This window comes from Enterobacter sp. I4 (genome assembly GCF_022669095.1).
GTDB classification, from domain to species: domain Bacteria; phylum Pseudomonadota; class Gammaproteobacteria; order Enterobacterales; family Enterobacteriaceae; genus Enterobacter; species Enterobacter pasteurii.
In genome coordinates, this window is record NZ_JALBUO010000002.1 from 346,100 (window position 1) to 365,239 (window position 19,140).

Here is a 19,140-nt window from a genome sequence, read left to right on the forward strand (position 1 = left end):
GGAGCCGACATGAAAAGTAAATTACTCAGCACCATGGTGTTGCTCATGGTGTCGGCGACGGTCATGGCGCAGCAATCCTTCAGCTCGCCGGATCGGGCCACCCGCGCGCTGGCAGACGCCATTCGCGAGCAAAACGAAACCGCAATGAACACGCTGCTCGGTGAACACTGGCGCGACGTCCTGCCGCCGGAAGGGGTCGATCCGGATGCCGTCGATCGCTTCCTGCGAGACTGGAAGATCCAACATAAAACAGTGATCGATGGCGATGTGGCGCATCTGGTGGTGGGCGATAACGACTGGCAGCTTCCGATTCCGTTGATTAAAACCGCCGCAGGCTGGCAGTTTGATATGCAGAAAGCCGGTGACGAGATCCTGACCCGCGAAATCGGGCGCAACGAACTCGCGGCCATTGGCGCATTACATGCCTACGTGGATGCCCAGCAGCGCTATTTTGCAATGAACCAGAAGTACGCGCAGAAAATTGTCAGCGCTGAAGGAAAAAAGGATGGGTTGTACTGGCCCGTGTCGCCCGGCGAAGCGCCAAGCCCGCTTGGCCCGGCGTTTAGCCCGAAGGAGCCGGGTGCTGGCTACCACGGCTATCACTTTCGCATCCTGCCGGAGAACAATGGATTTGCCATGATTGCCTGGCCCGTGAGCTATGGCCAGACGGGGGTAATGAGCTTTGTGATAAACCAGGACGATCGGGTTTATGAGGCCAACCTCGGTAATGAATCAGCGCAGCAAGCGCAGGCGCTTGCGTCATATCACCTGGATAAAACCTGGCAGCCCGTAGCTCCCTGAATCCAGCACATAAAAAAAGCGGCCCGTAGCCGCTTTTTTTTATCTGAAGAAACTTACTTCTTCTTCGCTTTCGCGTTTGGCAGGTCGGTGATGCTACCTTCAAACACTTCTGCCGCCAGGCCCACGGACTCGTGCAGAGTTGGGTGAGCGTGGATGGTCAGCGCGATGTCTTCCGCGTCACAGCCCATTTCAATCGCCAGACCGATCTCACCCAGCAGCTCACCGCCGTTGGTACCGACAATCGCACCACCGATGACGCGGTGAGTCTCTTTGTCGAAGATCAGTTTGGTCATACCGTCTGCGCAGTCGGAAGCGATAGCACGGCCAGAAGCAGCCCACGGGAAGGTGGCGGTTTCGTAGCTGATGCCTTTCTCTTTCGCTTCTTTCTCGGTCAACCCCACCCATGCCACTTCTGGCTCGGTGTAGGCGATAGATGGGATCACTTTCGGGTCGAAGTAGTGCTTCATGCCGGCGATAACTTCAGCGGCAACGTGACCTTCGTGAACACCTTTGTGCGCCAGCATTGGCTGACCGACGATATCGCCGATAGCAAAGATGTGCGGCACGTTAGTGCGCAGCTGCTTGTCAACGCGGATGAAGCCACGGTCGTCCACTTCCACGCCAGCTTTGCCCGCGTCGAGGTTTTTACCGTTCGGCACACGGCCGATAGCCACCAGCACGGCGTCGTAACGCTGTGGTTCTGCTGGCGCTTTTTTGCCTTCCATGGAAACGTAAATACCGTCTTCTTTCGCTTCAACGGCAGTCACTTTGGTTTCCAGCATCAGGTTGAATTTCTTGCTGATGCGTTTGGTGAAGACTTTAACGATGTCTTTGTCAGCAGCTGGAATAACCTGGTCGAACATTTCAACCACGTCAATGTCTGAACCCAGCGCATGGTACACGGTACCCATTTCCAGACCGATGATACCGCCGCCCATAACCAGCAGACGTTTTGGAACGGTTTTCAGCTCCAGAGCATCGGTGGAATCCCACACGCGCGGATCTTCATGTGGAATGAACGGCAGTTCGATTGGGCGAGAGCCTGCCGCGATGATCGCGTTGTCGAAGTTGATCACGGTTTTGCCGTTTTCGCCTTCCACTTCCAGGGTGTTCGCACCGGTGAATTTACCCAGACCGTTGACCACTTTCACTTTACGGCCTTTCGCCATGCCAGCCAGACCACCGGTCAGCTGAGTGATAACTTTCTCTTTCCAGGTACGGATTTTGTCGATATCGGTTTTCGGCTCGCCGAAGACGATACCGTGTTCAGCCAGCGCTTTGGCCTCTTCGATAACTTTCGCTACGTGCAGCAGCGCTTTAGAAGGGATACAACCTACGTTCAGACAAACACCACCAAGGGTGTTGTAACGTTCTACGATGACGGTTTCCAGACCTAAATCAGCGCAACGGAAGGCTGCAGAGTAACCTGCGGGACCTGCCCCAAGTACCACGACCTGAGTTTTGATTTCAGTACTCATCATGACCTCTTATTGATTTCCGGCGGTCCAGGTACTTGTCGCCCTTCATCCACCGGGACGTTCTATCCGCCCGTATTTTACAAAATTGTTAACAATTTTGAAACAACAAACGGCTCACGAATTGTCGCTTTCGCTTATAACCTCACAGACTACATGAGATTAACAGAAAAAAGCCGGCCGACTGGCCGGCTTTTCACTTACATCACCAGGCGGCGAATGTCGCTCAGGGTGTTGTTGATGATGGTGATGAAACGCGCACCATCAGCACCGTCGATCACGCGGTGGTCGAAGGACAGAGAGATTGGCATCATCAGACGCGGCACGAACTCTTTGCCATTCCACACCGGCTCCATCGCGGACTTGGACACACCGAGGATAGCCACTTCCGGCGCGTTCACGATCGGCGCGAAGTGGGTGGTACCCAGGCCGCCGATGCTGGAGATAGTGAAGCAGCCGCCCTGCATTTCGCCGGCAGTCAGCTTACCATCACGCGCTTTTTTGGAGATGGTGGTCAGTTCACGGGACAGCTCGGTAATGCTCTTCTTGTTCACGTCCTTGAAGACCGGAACAACCAGACCATTTGGCGTATCAACCGCAACACCGATGTTGATGTATTTCTTCAGCGTCAGCTTCTGGCCGTCTTCGGACAGGGAGCTGTTGAAGCGTGGCATCTGCTCAAGAGCAGCGGCAACGGCTTTCATGATGAAGACCACTGGGGTGAATTTCACGTCCAGCTTACGCTTCTCGGCTTCGGCGTTCTGCTGTTTACGGAACGCTTCCAGATCGGTGATATCGGTCTTATCGAAGTGCGTAACGTGCGGGATCATCACCCAGTTACGGCTCAGGTTTGCACCAGAGATTTTCTGGATACGGCCCAGTTCAACTTCTTCGATTTCACCGAACTTGCTGAAGTCCACTTTCGGCCATGGCAGCATGCCCGGGATACCGCCGCCAGCGGCTGCAGCTGGTGCAGCTTCAGCGCGTTTCACCGCGTCTTTCACGTAAGCCTGAACGTCTTCGCGCAGGATACGACCTTTACGGCCGGTCCCTTTCACTTTCGCCAGGTTCACGCCAAACTCGCGCGCCAGGCGACGAATCAGCGGGGTGGCGTGGACGTACGCGTCGTTTTCAGCGAACTCAGACTTGCCTTCCGCTTTCGCAGCAGGTGCCGCTGGTTTAGCAGCCTGAGCCGGTGCAGCAGCAGGTGCCGGAGCAGCCGCGGCAGCCGGAGCTGCGGCAGGCGCAGCGCCTTCCACTTCGAAGACCATAATCAGGGAGCCGGTAGACACTTTATCGCCGGTGCTGATTTTGATCTCTTTAACGGTACCGGCGAACGGCGCAGGCACTTCCATGGAAGCCTTGTCGCCTTCAACGGTGATCAGTGACTGTTCAGCGGCAACTTTATCGCCCACTTTCACCATCACTTCGGTCACTTCAACTTCGTCACCGCCGATGTCAGGAACGTTAACGTCTTTCACGCCGCCTGCTGCTGGTGCAGCCGCAGGAGCCGGAGCAGCAGCCTGAGCTGGCGCAGCGGCAGGTGCAGCACCCGCCACTTCGAAGACCATGATCAGCGAGCCGGTAGACACTTTGTCACCGGTGTTGATCTTGATCTCTTTAACGGTGCCCGCGAACGGCGCCGGCACTTCCATAGAGGCTTTATCGCCTTCTACGGTGATCAGAGACTGCTCGGCCGCAACGGTGTCGCCCACTTTCACCAGGATTTCAGTGACTTCAACTTCGTCACCGCCGATGTCAGGCACGTTAACTTCTTTCGCGCTCGCGGCAGCTGCTGGAGCAGCGGCGGCCGGAGCGGCTTCTTTCTTCTCTTCCTGCGCAGGTGCAACTGCTGCTGCACCGTCGGCGGAATCGAAAATCATGATCAGTTTGCCGGTCTCGGTTTTATCGCCAACAGAGACTTTGATCTCTTTAACGATGCCAGCCTGAGGAGACGGGACTTCCATAGAGGCTTTGTCGCCTTCTACGGTGATCAGCGACTGTTCAGCTTCAACTTTGTCGCCCACTTTGACCAGGATCTCGGTGATTTCAACTTCATCAGCCCCGATGTCCGGTACATTGATTTCGATAGCCATTATTCTTTTACCTCTTACGCCAGACGCGGGTTAACTTTATCTGCATCGATGTTGAATTTGGTAATTGCTTCCGCAACCACTTTCTTATCGATTTCGCCACGTTTAGCCAGTTCGCCCAGTGCTGCTACAACCACGTAAGAAGCATCAACTTCGAAGTGGTGACGCAGGTTTTCGCGGCTGTCAGAACGACCGAAGCCGTCAGTACCCAGTACGCGATAATCATCAGCTGGAACGTAAGTACGAACCTGCTCAGCGAACAGTTTCATATAGTCAGTAGACGCCACCGCTGGCGCGTCGTTCATCACCTGAGCGATGTACGGAACGCGTGGGGTTTCCATTGGGTGCAGCATGTTCCAGCGCTCACAGTCCTGGCCATCACGCGCCAGTTCAGTGAAGGAGGTCACGCTGTACACGTCGGAACCCACACCGTAGTCTTTCGCCAGGATCTGCGCTGCTTCACGAACGTGACGCAGGATAGAGCCTGAGCCCAGCAGCTGAACTTTACCTTTACTACCTTCGATGGTTTCGAGTTTGTAGATACCTTTACGGATACCTTCCTCGGCACCTGCTGGCATTGCCGGCATGTGGTAGTTTTCGTTCAGGGTTGTGATGTAGTAGTAAATGTTCTCTTGCGCTTCGCCGTACATGCGCTGCAGACCGTCATGCATGATGACTGCCACTTCGTACGCGTAAGACGGGTCGTAAGAGATACAGTTAGGGATAGTCAGAGACTGGATGTGGCTGTGGCCATCTTCGTGCTGCAGACCTTCACCGTTCAGGGTCGTACGACCGGAAGTACCACCAATCAGGAAGCCGCGAGCCTGCTGGTCGCCTGCCTGCCAGCACAGGTCACCGATACGCTGGAACCCGAACATGGAGTAGTAAATGTAGAACGGGATCATCGGCAGGTTGTTGGTGCTGTAAGAGGTCGCAGCAGCCAGCCAGGAAGCGCCTGCGCCCAGCTCGTTGATACCTTCCTGCAGGATCTGACCTTTCTCGTCTTCTTTGTAGTAGGCAACCTGCTCACGGTCCTGCGGGGTGTACTGCTGGCCGTTCGGGCTGTAGATACCGATCTGACGGAACAGACCTTCCATGCCGAAAGTACGCGCTTCGTCGGCGATGATTGGAACCAGACGATCTTTGATCGACTTATTCTTCAGCATCACGTTCAGGGCACGAACGAAGGCGATAGTGGTAGAGATCTCTTTGTTCTGCTCTTCCAGCAGCTGAGAGAAATCTTCCAGCGCCGGCAGTTCCAGCTTCTCGGTGAAGTTCGGCTGACGGGCTGGCAGGTAGCCTTTCAGCGCCTGACGACGTTCGTGCAGGTACTTGTGCTCTTCAGAGCCTTCCGGGAAGGTGATGTAAGAGAGGTTTTCAACCTGCTCGTCGGTCACTGGAACGTTGAAACGGTCGCGGATATAGCGCACGCCGTCCATGTTCATTTTCTTAACCTGGTGAGCGATGTTTTTACCTTCTGCGGTATCACCCATGCCGTAACCTTTGATGGTGTGGGCCAGGATTACAGTCGCTTTACCTTTGGTTTCCTGCGCTTTTTTCAGTGCAGCGTAGACTTTCTTCGGATCGTGACCGCCGCGGTTCAGGGCCCAGATCTGCTCGTCAGTCCAGTCTGCAACCAGGGCTGCGGTTTCAGGATATTTGCCGAAGAAGTGCTCACGTACGTAGGCACCGTCTTTGGATTTGAAGGTCTGGTAGTCGCCGTCAACGGTTTCGTTCATCAGCTGAATCAGCTTACCGCTGGTGTCTTTGCGCAGCAGCTCATCCCAACGACCGCCCCACATGACTTTAATCACGTTCCAGCCAGCACCTGCGAAGATGCCTTCCAGTTCGTTGATGATCTTGCCGTTGCCGGTTACCGGACCATCCAGACGCTGCAGGTTACAGTTGATGATGAAGCACAGGTTGTCCAGCTTCTCACGGGTCGCGATGGTGATCGCGCCTTTAGATTCTGGCTCATCCATTTCACCGTCGCCCAGGAAGGCGTAAACGGTCTGCTCGGAGGTATCTTTCAGACCACGGTGTTCCAGATACTTCAGGAATTTAGCCTGGTAGATCGCACCAATTGGACCCAGACCCATAGATACGGTCGGGAACTGCCAGAATTCAGGCATCAGTTTAGGGTGCGGGTAAGAAGACAGGCCTTTACCGTGAACTTCCTGACGGAAGTTATTCATCTGCTCTTCAGTCAGACGACCTTCCAGGAAGGCACGTGCATAGATGCCCGGAGAGATGTGGCCCTGGAAGTACACCAGATCGCCGCCATCTTTCTCGTTGGCTGCACGGAAGAAGTGGTTGAAGCACACTTCGTAAACGGTAGCAGAGGACTGGAAGGACGCCATGTGGCCACCCAGCTCCAGATCTTTCTTGGATGCGCGCAGAACGGTCATGATGGCGTTCCAGCGGATAGCAGAACGGATACGGCGTTCCAGATCCAGATTGCCCGGGTATTCCGGTTCGTCTTCGACGGCAATCGTGTTTACGTAGTTGCTAGCCCCTGCACCTGAAGCCACTTTCACGCCGCCTTTGCGCGCTTCTGAAAGCAGCTGATCAATCAGATACTGAGCGCGCTCAACACCTTCTTCACGGATGACCGATTCGATCGCCTGTAGCCAGTCGCGAGTTTCGATCGGATCCACGTCATTTTGGAGACGTTCTGACATGGGGGTATTCCTTATCTATCTAATACGTTGATTTGTCTGGAACCTGTCCCATTGTATTTTCGCCAGAAAACACAATAAGACAGGTTCTGCGTTTAGTTGCCGCGCTCTAAAAAATACCTGGCGCTTAATCCTTTCGTTGCTGTATGCGGCGTAATGAACGTTCGCGACGCGATTGTTCACGGCTGCGGTCCAGCAAGATTTCCTCAATGAAAGCCAGATGGCGGTGCGACGCTTCGCGCGCCTGCTCCGGTTCCCCGGCCATTATCGCCTCGAATACTCGGGTGCGATGGTTGCTTACCAGCGGGAGCATCTCCCGACGGGCATACAACAATTCAAAATTCTGACGAACGTTCTGGGCCAGCATCGGCTCCATGCAGCGTAGCAGATGGAGGAGCACCACGTTGTGTGCAGCTTCGGTGACGGCAATTTGATACTGGACGACGGCGCTGGATTCGGCGTCTAAGTCGCCGGACTGCTGTGCCCGTTCAATGGCCTGATGCAACTCGCGAATACGCACGCGATCTTCATCAGTGCTGCGAAGGGCGGCGTAATAGGCCGCGATACCTTCCAGCGCGTGACGGGTCTCAAGCAGATCAAACTGGGATTCTGGGTGGTCAGAGAGAAGTTCTACCAGCGGATCGCTGAAGCTCTGCCACAGGCTGTTTTGCACAAAGGTTCCGCCACCCTGGCGACGGAGCAACAGGCCCTTTGCTTCGAGACGTTGAATCGCCTCACGCAAAGAGGGACGTGAAACGTCGAACTGTTTTGCCAGCTCGCGTTCTGGCGGGAGCTTCTCGCCCGGGCGCAGTGTCCCTTCGAGAATTAAAAACTCCAGCTGCTGCTCAATCACATCGGAAAGTTTTGGTTGGCGAATTTTGCTGTAGGCCATATTCCCTGTCTTACGCCTTTTTGCCCGGAGTCAATTGGTCTTACCAATTTCATGTTCGTATCGCTAAAGTAACAAAGTATTCACCTTCTGTCCATATTGGTTTTGATTGAAATCAGTAAACCCGGCACATTTTAACAACCTTACAGAACTAACGTTTCAGGAATGTAACTTTGCACAAATGAGTTGGTTACTACCAAAGAGGCAGTTTTAACCATAATGAAACGAGGGTTTTTGCAATCTGAAGCGATTCAACAAGGCAAAAAATGAAAATTCGCCCACTTCTTGCGCATTTCTATTCTATAGGTTGGGTATGAGGGGTTAACGTACCGATTTACAATTGGTTTCTTTTTATTCAAGTGGTCATCATCCCTTCATAAAGCAGGTGCATTCGCTGGCGCTTACCACTATTCTTGCGCTAACGGAAGCCATCTCCGCTTTTTTCGGTATCGTTAACCGTAAAGAAATAAATACAGAATATGGACTTTCATAATTACACACGCACAGCGTGAACATAACAACCACACACGAGGTTTCAAATGGAAGCTCAACAGCACGGCGATCAGCTAAAGCGCGGCCTTAAAAACCGCCATATTCAGCTCATCGCACTGGGCGGTGCTATTGGTACTGGCCTGTTTCTGGGCAGTGCGTCCGTTATCCAGTCTGCCGGTCCGGGCATTATTCTGGGTTACGCGATTGCGGGTTTCATTGCTTTTCTGATTATGCGCCAGCTGGGCGAAATGGTTGTCGAGGAGCCGGTCGCAGGCTCTTTCAGCCACTTTGCATACAAATACTGGGGCAGCTTTGCAGGCTTCGCCTCCGGCTGGAACTACTGGGTTCTGTACGTTCTGGTTGCCATGGCCGAGCTGACCGCCGTCGGTAAATACATTCAGTTCTGGTACCCGGAGATCCCCACCTGGGCGTCTGCGGCGGTCTTCTTCGTCCTGATCAACGCCATTAACCTGACCAACGTAAAAGTGTTCGGGGAGATGGAGTTCTGGTTCGCCATTATCAAAGTTATTGCCGTTGTGGCGATGATCGTCTTTGGCGGCTGGCTGCTGTTCAGCGGCAACGGCGGCCCGCAGGCCACGGTGCGCAACCTCTGGGAACAGGGCGGCTTCCTGCCGCACGGCATGACCGGGCTGGTAATGATGATGGCAATCATTATGTTCTCCTTCGGCGGTCTGGAGCTGGTGGGCATCACCGCCGCTGAAGCCGACAACCCGGAGCACAGCATCCCGAAAGCCACCAACCAGGTTATCTACCGCATCCTTATCTTCTATGTAGGCTCGCTGGCGGTACTGCTCGCTCTGCTGCCGTGGACGCGCGTCACGGCGGATACCAGCCCGTTTGTGCTGATCTTCCACGAGCTGGGCGACACCTTCGTGGCGAACGCGCTCAACGTCGTGGTGCTGACCGCCGCGCTCTCCGTGTATAACAGCTGCGTTTACTGCAACAGCCGTATGCTGTTCGGCCTGGCGCAGCAGGGCAACGCGCCAAAAGCGCTGCTCACCGTTGATAAACGCGGCGTACCGGTTAACACCATCATCGTTTCGGCGGTAGTGACGGCGCTGTGCGTGCTGATTAACTACCTCGCGCCGGAATCGGCCTTCGGCCTGCTGATGGCGCTGGTGGTTTCTGCCCTGGTAATCAACTGGGCGATGATCAGCCTCGCGCACATTAAATTCCGCCGCGCCAAGCAGCAGCAGGGCGTGACCACTCGCTTCCCTGCCCTGCTCTATCCGCTGGGTAACTGGGTGTGCCTGCTGTTCATGGCGGCCGTGCTGGTCATCATGCTCATCACCCCCGGCATGGCGATTTCCGTCTACCTGATCCCGGTCTGGATTGCGATCCTGGGCGTGGGCTATATGGTAAGACAGAAAAATGCCAAAACGGTGAAAGCACACTAATCCCCCTCGCTGTGTCCGCGCTCGCGGGCACAGCATCCTGTTACCTTCCTCACAAATTCACGCCAACAGCAAATTTATCCATATCACCGACCTTATACTGCTACGCATATATTTGTTTGCCAGCAAATAATTCTCTCCATACCGAAACCCGGAGAGCTGTCGATGGATAACAACAAACTTTCAGTAAAAGAAAAGATCGGCTATGGCATGGGTGACGCCGGATGCAACATTATTTTTGGCGCCATCATGTTGTTTGTTAATTATTTTTATACGGATATTTTTGGTCTGGCTCCTGCGCTGGTCGGGGTTTTACTGCTGTCTGTCCGCGTCATTGATGCGGTAACAGACCCGATTATGGGTGCCATTGCCGACCGTACCCGCAGCAAATATGGCCGGTTTCGTCCATGGCTGCTGTGGATTGCCTTCCCCTACGCGCTGTTCAGCATTCTGATGTTCACCACCCCGGAGTGGAGCTATAACAGCAAAGTTATCTATGCGTTCGTCACCTATTTCCTGCTTTCGCTGACCTACACGGCAATCAACATTCCTTACTGCTCGCTCGGTGGCGTGATCACCAACGACCCGAAAGAGCGCGTCGCCTGCCAGTCCTATCGCTTTGTGATGGTGGGAATCGCCACGCTATTGCTGTCGCTGACGCTGCTGCCAATGGCGGACTGGTTCGGCGGGGATAACAAAGCCAAAGGCTACCAGATGGCGATGACCGTCCTGGCGCTGGTTGGTACCTGTATGTTCCTGTTCTGCTTCGCCACCGTGCGCGAGCGCGTACGCCCGGCGGTGCAAAGCCATGATGAGCTGAAAAACGACCTGAAGGACGTGTGGAAGAACGACCAGTGGGTGCGTATTCTGCTCCTCACGCTCTGCAACGTCTGCCCGGGCTTTATCCGCATGGCGGCAACCATGTATTACGTCACCTGGGTCATGGGGCAAAGCACCCACTTCGCCACGCTGTTTATCAGCCTGGGCGTCGTCGGCATGATGTTCGGCAGCATGCTGGCGAAAGTGCTGACCGACCGCTGGTGCAAGCTGAAGGTCTTCTTCTGGACCAACATCGCGCTGGCCATTTTCTCCTGCGCCTTTTACTTCTTCGATCCGAAAGCGACGACCACCATTGTGGTGCTCTACTTCCTGCTGAACATTCTGCACCAGATCCCATCCCCGCTGCACTGGTCCCTGATGGCCGACGTGGACGACTACGGCGAGTGGAAAACCGGGAAACGTATCACCGGGATCAGCTTCTCCGGCAACATTTTCTTCCTCAAGCTGGGGCTGGCGATAGCCGGGGCGATGGTTGGCTTCCTGCTCTCCTGGTACGGCTATGACGCAGGCGCAAAAGCGCAAAGCGCGGACGCCATTAACGGGATCGTCCTGCTCTTCACCGTTATTCCCGGCATTGGATATCTCATTACCGCAGGCGTGGTACGTCTGCTGAAGGTTGACCGGGAGACGATGAAGCGGATCCAGGAAGACCTGGAGAAACGTCGCAATAACTACCGCGAGCTGAACGAGTATCAGGAACTCAGCGCCGCTGAGACAAAATAAGGAAAGTCGAATGCAAACCTGGCCAAACCCGTTTATTGAACAACGCGCCGATCCTTACATCCTGCACCACGAAGGGCAGTACTATTTCATCGCCTCCGTGCCCCAGTACGACCGGCTGGCGCTCCGCCGCGCGGACTCGCTGGAAGGTTTACCCGGTGCCGAAGAGGTGGTGGTCTGGCGCAAGCCCGACACCGGCCCGATGAGCCAGCTGATCTGGGCGCCGGAACTGCATCATATCGACGGCAGGTGGTACATCTATTATGCCGCGACGCATACCCAGGCGCTCGACGAACTCGGGATGTTCCAGCACCGTATGTTTGCGCTCGAATGCGCAGACCCCGATCCGCTCACCGGTACCTGGGTGGAAAAAGGGCAAATTACAACGCCGTTTGACACCTTCGCGCTGGACGCCACCACCTTTGTGCATCAGGGAAAACGCTGGTACCTGTGGGCGCAAAAAGCGCCGGATATTGCCGGTAACTCCAACCTTTATCTGTGTGAAATGGAAAATCCGTGGACGCTAAAAGGCGAGCCGGTAATGCTCAGTAAGCCGGAATACGACTGGGAATGCCGCGGGTTTTGGGTCAATGAAGGACCGGCGGTGCTGTTCCATGGCGATAAGCTGTTTATTAGCTACTCCGCCAGCGCCACCGATGAGAACTACTGCATGGGGCTACTGTGGATAGACCTGCATGCCGATCCGCAAAACCCGGCGAACTGGCATAAATCCTCGCGCCCGGTATTCGTGACCAGCTACGAAAACCGTCAGTACGGGCCAGGCCATAACAGCTTTACGCAGACGCCAGAGGGCGACGATGTGCTGGTCTACCACGCGCGAAACTACACTGAAATTGAGGGCGATCCGCTTTACGATCCGAATCGCCACACGCGTCTGAAACGCGTCCGCTGGGACGAAAACGGGATGCCTGATTTCGGCATCCCGCCTGCGGATACGCTGTAACGGCTTCGGCGCGCCGGGTCAGACCAGCGTGCCGTAAATTGTCAGCAGCGCCACAATCACCACCACCGCAAACGAGGTTTTCTTTGCCATCGAGACGGCGGCTTTTGGCGTTGCTACTTTATCCGTGTGCGGCTCGCGCGCCAGCGAGAACTGCGCCAGACGGGTTAACACCTGATACTGCGCGGTGTGGCGGTCCGCAAGGGAAGCAAACCACGCGGGCAGGGCTTTTTCACCATGCCCGATGAGAGCATAGACAACCCCCACCAGACGCACCGGAAGCCAGTCAAGCACGTGCAGAATGGCGTCAATACCGGACTGTAAACGCTCATGCGGCGTAAGGTAGCGGGCAAGCCAGGTCTGCCAGGCGCGCAGGAACGCATAGCCCATCAGCAGTACCGGCCCCCACGGACCGCCCACCACAAACCAGAACAGCGGTGCCAGGTAGTAACGGAAGTTGATCCACAGCAGCGCGTTTTGCAGCTCGCGCAGAAATTCACGTTCATCGCAGTCCGGCGGTACGCCGTGGATCATCGTCAGCTCGCTCGCCATCGCACCGCGCGCGTGGGCATCATCACGGGAGGCGGCCTTCAGGTAGGCGTGATAGTGCAAACGCACCTTGCCCGCGCCAATGCACAGCACGCCCAGCAGGATCCACACCACCAGCAGCGGCACGTTGAAAAAAAGGCCGTACAGCGAGCGCAGCAGCAGGAACGTAATCACCATCACACCTGCCGTCATCAGCAGCGTGCGCAGCATGGAAAAATGTCTGATGCGGCGGAATAACACCTCCAGCCGATGATCCAGATGCCAGTGCTCGCCGAGCTTAAACAGGCGCTCAGCGATCATAACCAGCAGCATGGTAAACAACGTCATGTTATCTCCTTATCTGACGACGTGGTAAGCATGGCGCGAAACCGGGACCAGTCAAACGCCGGGCCGGGGTCGGTTTTCCTTTCGGGGGCGATGTCGCAGTGCCCCGTAATATTCTTTGCTATTGCGGGATAGAGCCCGACAAGCGTTTGCGTCACAGCAGCCAGTTTCTGATACTGCGCATCGGTGTAAGGGGTGGTGTCCGTTCCTTCCAGCTCAATCCCAATGGAGAAATCATTGCAGCGCTCGCGCCCCCGGTACATGGATACGCCGGCATGCCAGGCACGCTTGTCAAAAGGAACATACTGAACCACTTCACCATCACGACGGATCAGACAGTGTGCCGAGACGCGCAGATGCGCAATTTCAGCGAAAAAGGGATGGGCATTGGGATCTATCGTTCCAGTGAATAACGCATCGATCCACGGTCCGCCAAACTCCCCCGGCGGGAGGCTAATATTGTGAACCACCAGCAGTGTGGGCTTTTCATCCTCCGGGCGGCAATCGTGGTGCGGCGACGGTAAATGCCGCGCGTCCACCAGCCATCCGTTCTCTAACAACATGCTAGAACTCCTTATCTGTGGTGCTGTTACTCGGTTCAGAGTAGCATGTTTCAATATTATGATTCGTTACCAATTTGGAGTTTTATCATGCCGCCTCGCCGCTACAACCCCGACCACCGACGTGACGCGCTTCTGGAACGTATTAATAGTGATATTCCGGCAAGCGTTGCCCATGCCCTGAAGGAAGATCTGGGCGGCGACGTCAGCGCCGACAACGATATTACCGCACAATTATTGCCGGAAGAGACACGCTCGCACGCGGTCATTATCACCCGCGAAGCGGGGGTTTTCTGCGGCAAACGCTGGGTTGAGGAGGTCTTTACCCAGCTGGCGGGCGACGATGTGCAGGTAACGTGGCATGTTGCTGATGGCGATGCGGTAACCGCCGGTCAGCCACTATTCGAGCTGGACGGCCCATCCCGGGTCTTGCTGACCGGTGAACGCACCGCGCTCAATTTCGTGCAAACGCTCTCCGGCGTCGCCAGTGAGGTACGCCGCTACGTAGATCTGCTGGCAGGTACCCGCACCCAGCTGCTGGATACCCGTAAAACCCTGCCGGGCCTGCGTACCGCCCTGAAATACGCCGTGCTCTGCGGCGGCGGCGCAAACCATCGTCTGGGGCTGTCCGATGCTTTCCTGATTAAAGAGAACCATATTATTGCTTCCGGCTCCGTGCGTAAGGCCGTGGAGAAAGCCTTCTGGCTGCACCCGGACGTGCCGGTCGAAGTGGAAGTGGAAAATCTGGAGGAGCTGGACGAGGCCATCAAAGCCGGGGCAGACATTATCATGCTTGATAACTTCGACACGGAGCAGATGCGTGAGGCGGTTAAACGCACCAACGGCCAGGCGCAGCTTGAGGTGTCCGGCAACGTGACGTTTGACACCATCCGCGAGTTTGCTGAAACCGGCGTTGATTACATCTCCGTTGGCGCGCTGACCAAGCACGTACGCGCCCTCGACCTCTCTATGCGCTTCAAATAACGAGTCCTCCCCTCTCCGCCCGGAGAGGGGAAATACGAGACCGCTCGCATTTACGCTGCTCTTCTCTGCAACGCTCAATAAAACCCCTGAAAGCCCCTTCACGTTCACGCTTTTGCTCCTCGTTTCTGCGCGCTGGCACTGCCACAGTAGCGCCACTTAACGTAAGGAGCAGACATGAACAGACAACAAGGATTTACGCTGATTGAGCTAATGGTCGTCATTGGCATTATTGCCATCCTGAGCGCAATTGGCGTCCCGGCCTATCAGAACTACCTGCGTAAAGCGGCGCTCACCGATATGCTGCAAACGTTCATCCCCTACCGCACCGCCATTGAGCTTTGCGCTCTGGATCACGGCGGTGTGGAGCGCTGCGACGCGGGCACCAGCGGCATTCCCTCACCGACAACCACACGCTACGTTTCGGCAATGAGCGTGGCGAAGGGCGTGGTGTCGTTAACAGGACAGGAGAGCCTGAACGGGCTTGAGGTTCTGATGACGCCGATCTGGAGCGACGGCAACGGCATGACGGGCTGGACGCGTGACTGCAAAATAGTGTCCGACGCTGCGCTCAGGCAAGCCTGCGAAGACGTTTTCCGCTTCGACAATAACTGACAGGAGTGGATGATGAACACCGAACAGCTTATGACCCTCTGCCAGCGCCATCACGCCCTGCTGCTGGCAAGCGACGCGGACATGATAAGCATTGCCGTGGTGGGAAACCCGGCCTCTGAACTGATGGAGGCTTTACGCTTCGCCACTCAAAAGCGTATTGATATAGAGTGCTGGACGGCCGAGCGCATGGAAAAACGGCGCCAGTCCGTCACATCATTGCACCTGCCGGGCATAGCGCCAGGCTCGGCCGCTGACGTTCTCAATACGATCCTGCAGCAGGCGGTAAGCCAGCGGGCATCCGACATCCATATTGAACCAGCGGAAAATGGCTACCAGATCCGCCTGCGGATTGACGGCGTTCTCTACCCGCAACCGCCGATCGCGGCTGCTCTCGGGGCGACGCTGGCCGCGCGCCTGAAGGTGCTGGGCCAGCTGGATATTGCCGAGCGCCGCTTGCCGCAGGACGGCCAGTTTACGGTGGAGCTGGAAAGCAGCCCCGTCTCGTTTCGTATCGCAACGCTTCCCTGTAGCGGCGGAGAAAAAATCGTGCTGCGCCTGCTTCACCAGGTACAGCAAGCGCTGGAGCTCGATCGGCTGGGCATGAGCGCAGACCAGCAGTTGCGCTTTGCCGGAGTGCTAAACGGCCCGCAGGGACTGATTCTGGTCACCGGCCCGACCGGTAGCGGAAAAACGGTGACGCTGTACAGCGCGCTGCAGGCGCGAAATACCCCTGACGTTAATATTTGCAGCGTGGAGGATCCTGTAGAAATCCCCCTTGCAGGCCTGAACCAGACGCAGATTAACCCGCGCGCCGGGCTGACCTTTCAGAGCGTGCTGCGCGCCCTGCTTCGCCAGGATCCCGATATCATCATGGTGGGGGAAATTCGTGACGGCGAAACGGCAGAAATTGCCATTAAGGCCGCGCAAACCGGGCATCTGGTGCTCTCCACGCTTCACACTAACTCGACTACCGAAGCGCTGGTACGGCTGGAACAGATGGGCGTCGCGCGCTGGATGATCTCTTCTGCGCTCTCAATGGTGGTTGCCCAGCGGCTGGTGCGTCGGCTGTGCCCGCACTGTCGACAGGAGGCAAGCCGCCACGCCGACCTCCCTCGCAGCCTGTGGCCCCGGCCGCTTCCGCGCTGGCAACCTACCGGCTGCGATCGCTGTTATCACGGATTTTATGGCCGCGTAGCCCTCTTTGAAGTGCTCGTCATCGATGACGCGCTCCGGCAGGCTATTGCCAGTGGAGCGAGTACAGAGGTGATTGGCTCCAGCGCACGTCAGGCGGGAATGACGTCGTTGTTCGAACACGGCTGTATGGCCGTTGAACAAGGGCTAACCACGCTCGAAGAGCTGTTGCGCGTACTGGGCATGCCCGATGGCTGCTAACGCCCTCTGGCGCTGGCGCGCGCTGACCATTGAGGGTGACGTACAGACCGGCACCCTCTGGGCCATCGACCATGATGCAGCTTACGCCGCATTAGTGCGTAAACAGCTTCATCCGCTGGAGCTCAGGCGCTGCCAGCAGCGCCATCGATGGCAGGTACACCACTGCTACGATATTTTTCGCCAGCTCGCCACGCTGTTGCAGGCCGGGCTCACGCTATCCCAAAGCCTGCAGATGCTGGCGGAACAGCATCCTTTACGGCAGTGGCAGGCGCTGCTGCATAGCCTTGCTGAGGATCTGAGCGAAGGTTACGCCTTATCAGAGGCAATGAAGAAGTGGCCAGAGGTGTTTAGCCCTCTTTATATCTCCATGGTGAAAACGGGTGAACTGACGGGACAGCTCGAAGCGTGCTGTCGCCAGCTCGCGCAGCAGCAGAAATCCCAGCAGCTGCTGAGTGCAAAAGTGAAGAAAGCGCTGCGCTACCCGGCGATCGTCCTGACGCTGGCCGTTGTCGTGGTGCTGGCCATGGTTACGCTGGTTTTGCCCGAGTTTGCCGCGATATACAAAACGTTTAACACCCCGCTTCCGCTTCTCACGCAGGCGGTCATGGGGCTGGCTACCTTCATTCAGGCGCATCTCCTCGCCCTTTTCGCCCTGCTCGCGACGCTGGTTATCGTCGCCTGTAAACTGCGGCGGCATCCCCGCTGGCAGCATATGCTGTTACGCATACCGGTGATGGGCGCGCTGTCGCGCGGGCAAAAGCTGGGACAAATATTTACCGTGCTGTCTTTAACCCAGCAGGCCGGGATCGCATTTCTAGACGGGATGGAGAGCGTGCAGGAAACCGTTGAGAGTGGCTACTGGCAGGAGAAAATCCGCGCGGTGCGCAGCGATATTGAACGGGGTATGCCCGTGTGGTCATCCTTTCAGAAAGCCTCTGTTTTTACGCCCCTGTGCATTCAGCTGATACGCACCGGAGAAGTATCGGGTTCCCTGGACGTGATGCTGCTGAATCTCGCACGTCACCATACGGAACGGACATTTGAGCAGGCGGACAGTCTGGCGGCAATGCTTGAGCCTTTGCTGCTGATCGTGACGGGTGTGATTATCGGTACGCTGGTGGTGGCAATGTATCTGCCGGTTTTCCATCTGGGGGATGCGATGAGCGCGGGTTAACGCTGGCGCACGGATGCGCGCCAGCTGTAGCCGTCAGAGGCTATTGAATACGCGGTTTTCCTGCTCCTGAACGCGGATAAACGTCGTGCGTTTAGTCAGCTCTTTCAGGCGGGAAGCACCAACGTAGGTGCAGGCAGAGCGCAAACCGCCAAGGATATCGCGCGCCGTGTTCTCAACAGGGCCACGCAGCGGCAGCTTAACGGTTTTACCTTCCGCGGCACGGTATTTAGCTACACCGCCCACGTGACGGGTCATCGCAGATTCAGAGCTCATTCCGTAGAACAGCATGAATTTCTCGCCGTTCTCTTCCACCACGGTACCGCCGCTCTCTTCGTGACCAGCCAGCATGCCGCCGAGCATGACGAAGTCTGCGCCACCGCCGAAGGCTTTCGCTACATCGCCCGGCATGGTGCAGCCACCGTCGCTGATGATTTGGCCGCCCAGGCCGTGCGCCGCGTCAGCGCATTCGATTACCGCCGACAGCTGCGGATAACCCACGCCGGTTTTCACACGCGTGGTGCATACGGAACCCGGGCCAATACCCACCTTAACGATGTCAGCCCCAGAAAGGATCAGCTCTTCACACATCTCTCCGGTCACCACGTTGCCGGCGATGATGGTTTTCGTTGGCCAGGCTTCACGCGCCTTGCTGACGAACTGCACGAAATGTTCGGAATAGCCGTTCGCCACGTCAATACAGACAAAATTCAGCGCCGGATTCGCATTCAGGATCTGCCTGGTTTTCTCGAAATCTGCATCAGACGTACCGGTAGACACCATCACATGCTTCACCACGTCAGCAGAGGCGGAGGCAGCAAACGCATTCCACTCTTCAGCGCTATAGTGTTTGTGTACCGCAGTCAGGATGTCGAACTGCGCCAGTGCGGTAGCCATTTCGAAGGTTCCGACTGTATCCATGTTGGCGGCAATAATCGGCACGCCAGACCACGTCTGACCGGAATGCTTAAAGGTGAATTGACGTTCGAGTTCAACGTCTGAGCGGCTTTTCAGCGTAGAGCGTTTAGGGCGGATAAGAACGTCTTTGAAACCTAACTTGAGATCTTCTTCGATACGCATGTGCGGATTCCTGGGGTTAGAGGCAAAAATAGTGAAAGCACAACTCCAGTGACGCTATCATACGCACTAATACCTGCTCCGCAAGACTGCGAAAATCACTTTTT

15 protein-coding genes are annotated in these 19,140 nt (G+C 56.1%); 8 read left to right on the forward strand and 7 right to left on the reverse strand.

The genetic code is table 11. The features are described 5' to 3' along the window. Positions 1 to 9: 9 nt before the first annotated feature. Positions 10 to 801: a DUF2950 family protein gene (locus MOQ06_RS13965; protein WP_193355780.1), complete on the forward strand. Its 792-nt coding sequence runs from the start codon at positions 10 to 12 to the stop codon at positions 799 to 801. A gap of 53 nt (positions 802 to 854) precedes the next feature. On the opposite strand, the gene lpdA is transcribed toward MOQ06_RS13965, so the two are convergent. The 4 genes from lpdA to pdhR form a co-directional block, all read right to left on the reverse strand. Further along, positions 855 to 2,279, reverse strand: a complete 1,425-nt coding sequence (gene lpdA, locus MOQ06_RS13970) for a dihydrolipoyl dehydrogenase (RefSeq protein WP_148420169.1) — start codon at positions 2,277 to 2,279, stop codon at positions 855 to 857. Between the two features lie 197 nt (positions 2,280 to 2,476). Next, positions 2,477 to 4,372: a pyruvate dehydrogenase complex dihydrolipoyllysine-residue acetyltransferase gene (gene aceF / locus MOQ06_RS13975; RefSeq protein WP_242173601.1), complete on the reverse strand. Its 1,896-nt coding sequence runs from the start codon at positions 4,370 to 4,372 to the stop codon at positions 2,477 to 2,479. Between the two features lie 14 nt (positions 4,373 to 4,386). Continuing rightward, positions 4,387 to 7,050, reverse strand: a complete 2,664-nt coding sequence (aceE, locus tag MOQ06_RS13980) for a pyruvate dehydrogenase (acetyl-transferring), homodimeric type (protein ID WP_148420095.1) — start codon at positions 7,048 to 7,050, stop codon at positions 4,387 to 4,389. 124 nt (positions 7,051 to 7,174) lie between these two features. Next, positions 7,175 to 7,939, reverse strand: coding sequence for a pyruvate dehydrogenase complex transcriptional repressor PdhR (pdhR, locus tag MOQ06_RS13985; RefSeq protein ID WP_006173806.1), 765 nt, complete (start codon positions 7,937 to 7,939; stop codon positions 7,175 to 7,177). Between the two features lie 536 nt (positions 7,940 to 8,475). On the opposite strand from pdhR, the gene aroP reads away from it, so the two are divergent. The 3 genes from aroP (at position 8,476) to MOQ06_RS14000 (ending at position 12,367) form a co-directional block, all read left to right on the forward strand. Then, positions 8,476 to 9,846 (forward strand): aromatic amino acid transporter AroP, encoded by a 1,371-nt coding sequence (aroP, locus tag MOQ06_RS13990; RefSeq protein ID WP_242173603.1) that lies wholly within the window; start codon positions 8,476 to 8,478, stop codon positions 9,844 to 9,846. Positions 9,847 to 10,008: 162 nt separating this feature from the next. Continuing rightward, the gene (locus MOQ06_RS13995) at positions 10,009 to 11,406 is read left to right on the forward strand and encodes an MFS transporter (RefSeq protein ID WP_148420093.1); all 1,398 of its coding nucleotides are present in this window, start codon (positions 10,009 to 10,011) and stop codon (positions 11,404 to 11,406) included. Between the two features lie 10 nt (positions 11,407 to 11,416). Beyond that, positions 11,417 to 12,367 (forward strand): family 43 glycosylhydrolase, encoded by a 951-nt coding sequence (locus MOQ06_RS14000; RefSeq protein WP_242173605.1) that lies wholly within the window; start codon positions 11,417 to 11,419, stop codon positions 12,365 to 12,367. An 18-nt stretch (positions 12,368 to 12,385) separates the two neighbouring features. Here MOQ06_RS14000 and ampE read toward each other — a convergent pair whose 3' ends face one another. Both ampE and ampD read right to left on the reverse strand, forming a co-directional pair. Continuing rightward, positions 12,386 to 13,240 carry a beta-lactamase regulator AmpE gene (gene ampE / locus MOQ06_RS14005; protein ID WP_148420091.1) on the reverse strand — a complete coding sequence of 285 codons (855 nt, stop codon included), beginning with the start codon at positions 13,238 to 13,240 and terminating at the stop codon, positions 12,386 to 12,388. Beyond that, complete coding sequence (ampD, locus tag MOQ06_RS14010) at positions 13,237 to 13,800, reverse strand: 1,6-anhydro-N-acetylmuramyl-L-alanine amidase AmpD (protein WP_242173607.1); 564 nt, start codon at positions 13,798 to 13,800, stop codon at positions 13,237 to 13,239. The genes ampE and ampD overlap by 4 nt, the downstream gene beginning before the upstream one ends. An 87-nt stretch (positions 13,801 to 13,887) precedes the next feature. On the opposite strand from ampD, the gene nadC reads away from it, so the two are divergent. The 4 genes from nadC (at position 13,888) to hofC (ending at position 17,959) form a co-directional block, all read left to right on the forward strand. After that, positions 13,888 to 14,781, forward strand: a complete 894-nt coding sequence (gene nadC / locus MOQ06_RS14015) for a carboxylating nicotinate-nucleotide diphosphorylase (protein ID WP_242173609.1) — start codon at positions 13,888 to 13,890, stop codon at positions 14,779 to 14,781. Between the two features lie 174 nt (positions 14,782 to 14,955). Continuing rightward, positions 14,956 to 15,393, forward strand: coding sequence for a prepilin peptidase-dependent pilin (gene ppdD, locus MOQ06_RS14020; protein ID WP_242173610.1), 438 nt, complete (start codon positions 14,956 to 14,958; stop codon positions 15,391 to 15,393). 12 nt (positions 15,394 to 15,405) lie between these two features. After that, the gene (gene gspE, locus MOQ06_RS14025) at positions 15,406 to 16,785 is read left to right on the forward strand and encodes a type II secretion system protein GspE (protein ID WP_242174433.1); all 1,380 of its coding nucleotides are present in this window, start codon (positions 15,406 to 15,408) and stop codon (positions 16,783 to 16,785) included. Continuing rightward, on the forward strand, positions 16,775 to 17,959 hold the full coding sequence (gene hofC, locus MOQ06_RS14030) for a protein transport protein HofC (protein ID WP_242173612.1): 1,185 nt from the start codon (positions 16,775 to 16,777) through the stop codon (positions 17,957 to 17,959). Before gspE ends, hofC begins: the two co-directional genes overlap by 11 nt. 33 nt (positions 17,960 to 17,992) lie before the next feature. Here the strand turns inward: hofC and MOQ06_RS14035 are convergent, their stop codons facing one another. Continuing rightward, positions 17,993 to 19,036 (reverse strand): GMP reductase, encoded by a 1,044-nt coding sequence (locus MOQ06_RS14035; protein WP_242173614.1) that lies wholly within the window; start codon positions 19,034 to 19,036, stop codon positions 17,993 to 17,995. Between the last annotated feature and the right edge of the window lie 104 nt (positions 19,037 to 19,140).

Bases quoted from the DNA above. Each gene is read 5' to 3' on its own strand.
- gspE (WP_242174433.1), top strand. From the start codon at position 15,406: ATGAACACCGAACAGCTTATGACCCTCTGCCAGCGCCATCACGCCCTG.
- MOQ06_RS13995 (WP_148420093.1), top strand. From the start codon at position 10,009: ATGGATAACAACAAACTTTCAGTAAAAGAAAAGATCGGCTATGGCATG.
- MOQ06_RS14035 (WP_242173614.1), bottom strand. From the start codon at position 19,036: ATGCGTATCGAAGAAGATCTCAAGTTAGGTTTCAAAGACGTTCTTATC.
- lpdA (WP_148420169.1), bottom strand. From the start codon at position 2,279: ATGAGTACTGAAATCAAAACTCAGGTCGTGGTACTTGGGGCAGGTCCC.
- ampD (WP_242173607.1), bottom strand. From the start codon at position 13,800: ATGTTGTTAGAGAACGGATGGCTGGTGGACGCGCGGCATTTACCGTCG.
- ppdD (WP_242173610.1), top strand. From the start codon at position 14,956: ATGAACAGACAACAAGGATTTACGCTGATTGAGCTAATGGTCGTCATT.
- hofC (WP_242173612.1), top strand. From the start codon at position 16,775: ATGGCTGCTAACGCCCTCTGGCGCTGGCGCGCGCTGACCATTGAGGGT.
- pdhR (WP_006173806.1), bottom strand. From the start codon at position 7,939: ATGGCCTACAGCAAAATTCGCCAACCAAAACTTTCCGATGTGATTGAG.
- aceE (WP_148420095.1), bottom strand. From the start codon at position 7,050: ATGTCAGAACGTCTCCAAAATGACGTGGATCCGATCGAAACTCGCGAC.
- aroP (WP_242173603.1), top strand. From the start codon at position 8,476: ATGGAAGCTCAACAGCACGGCGATCAGCTAAAGCGCGGCCTTAAAAAC.
- MOQ06_RS13965 (WP_193355780.1), top strand. From the start codon at position 10: ATGAAAAGTAAATTACTCAGCACCATGGTGTTGCTCATGGTGTCGGCG.
- ampE (WP_148420091.1), bottom strand. From the start codon at position 13,240: ATGACGTTGTTTACCATGCTGCTGGTTATGATCGCTGAGCGCCTGTTT.
- nadC (WP_242173609.1), top strand. From the start codon at position 13,888: ATGCCGCCTCGCCGCTACAACCCCGACCACCGACGTGACGCGCTTCTG.
- aceF (WP_242173601.1), bottom strand. From the start codon at position 4,372: ATGGCTATCGAAATCAATGTACCGGACATCGGGGCTGATGAAGTTGAA.
- MOQ06_RS14000 (WP_242173605.1), top strand. From the start codon at position 11,417: ATGCAAACCTGGCCAAACCCGTTTATTGAACAACGCGCCGATCCTTAC.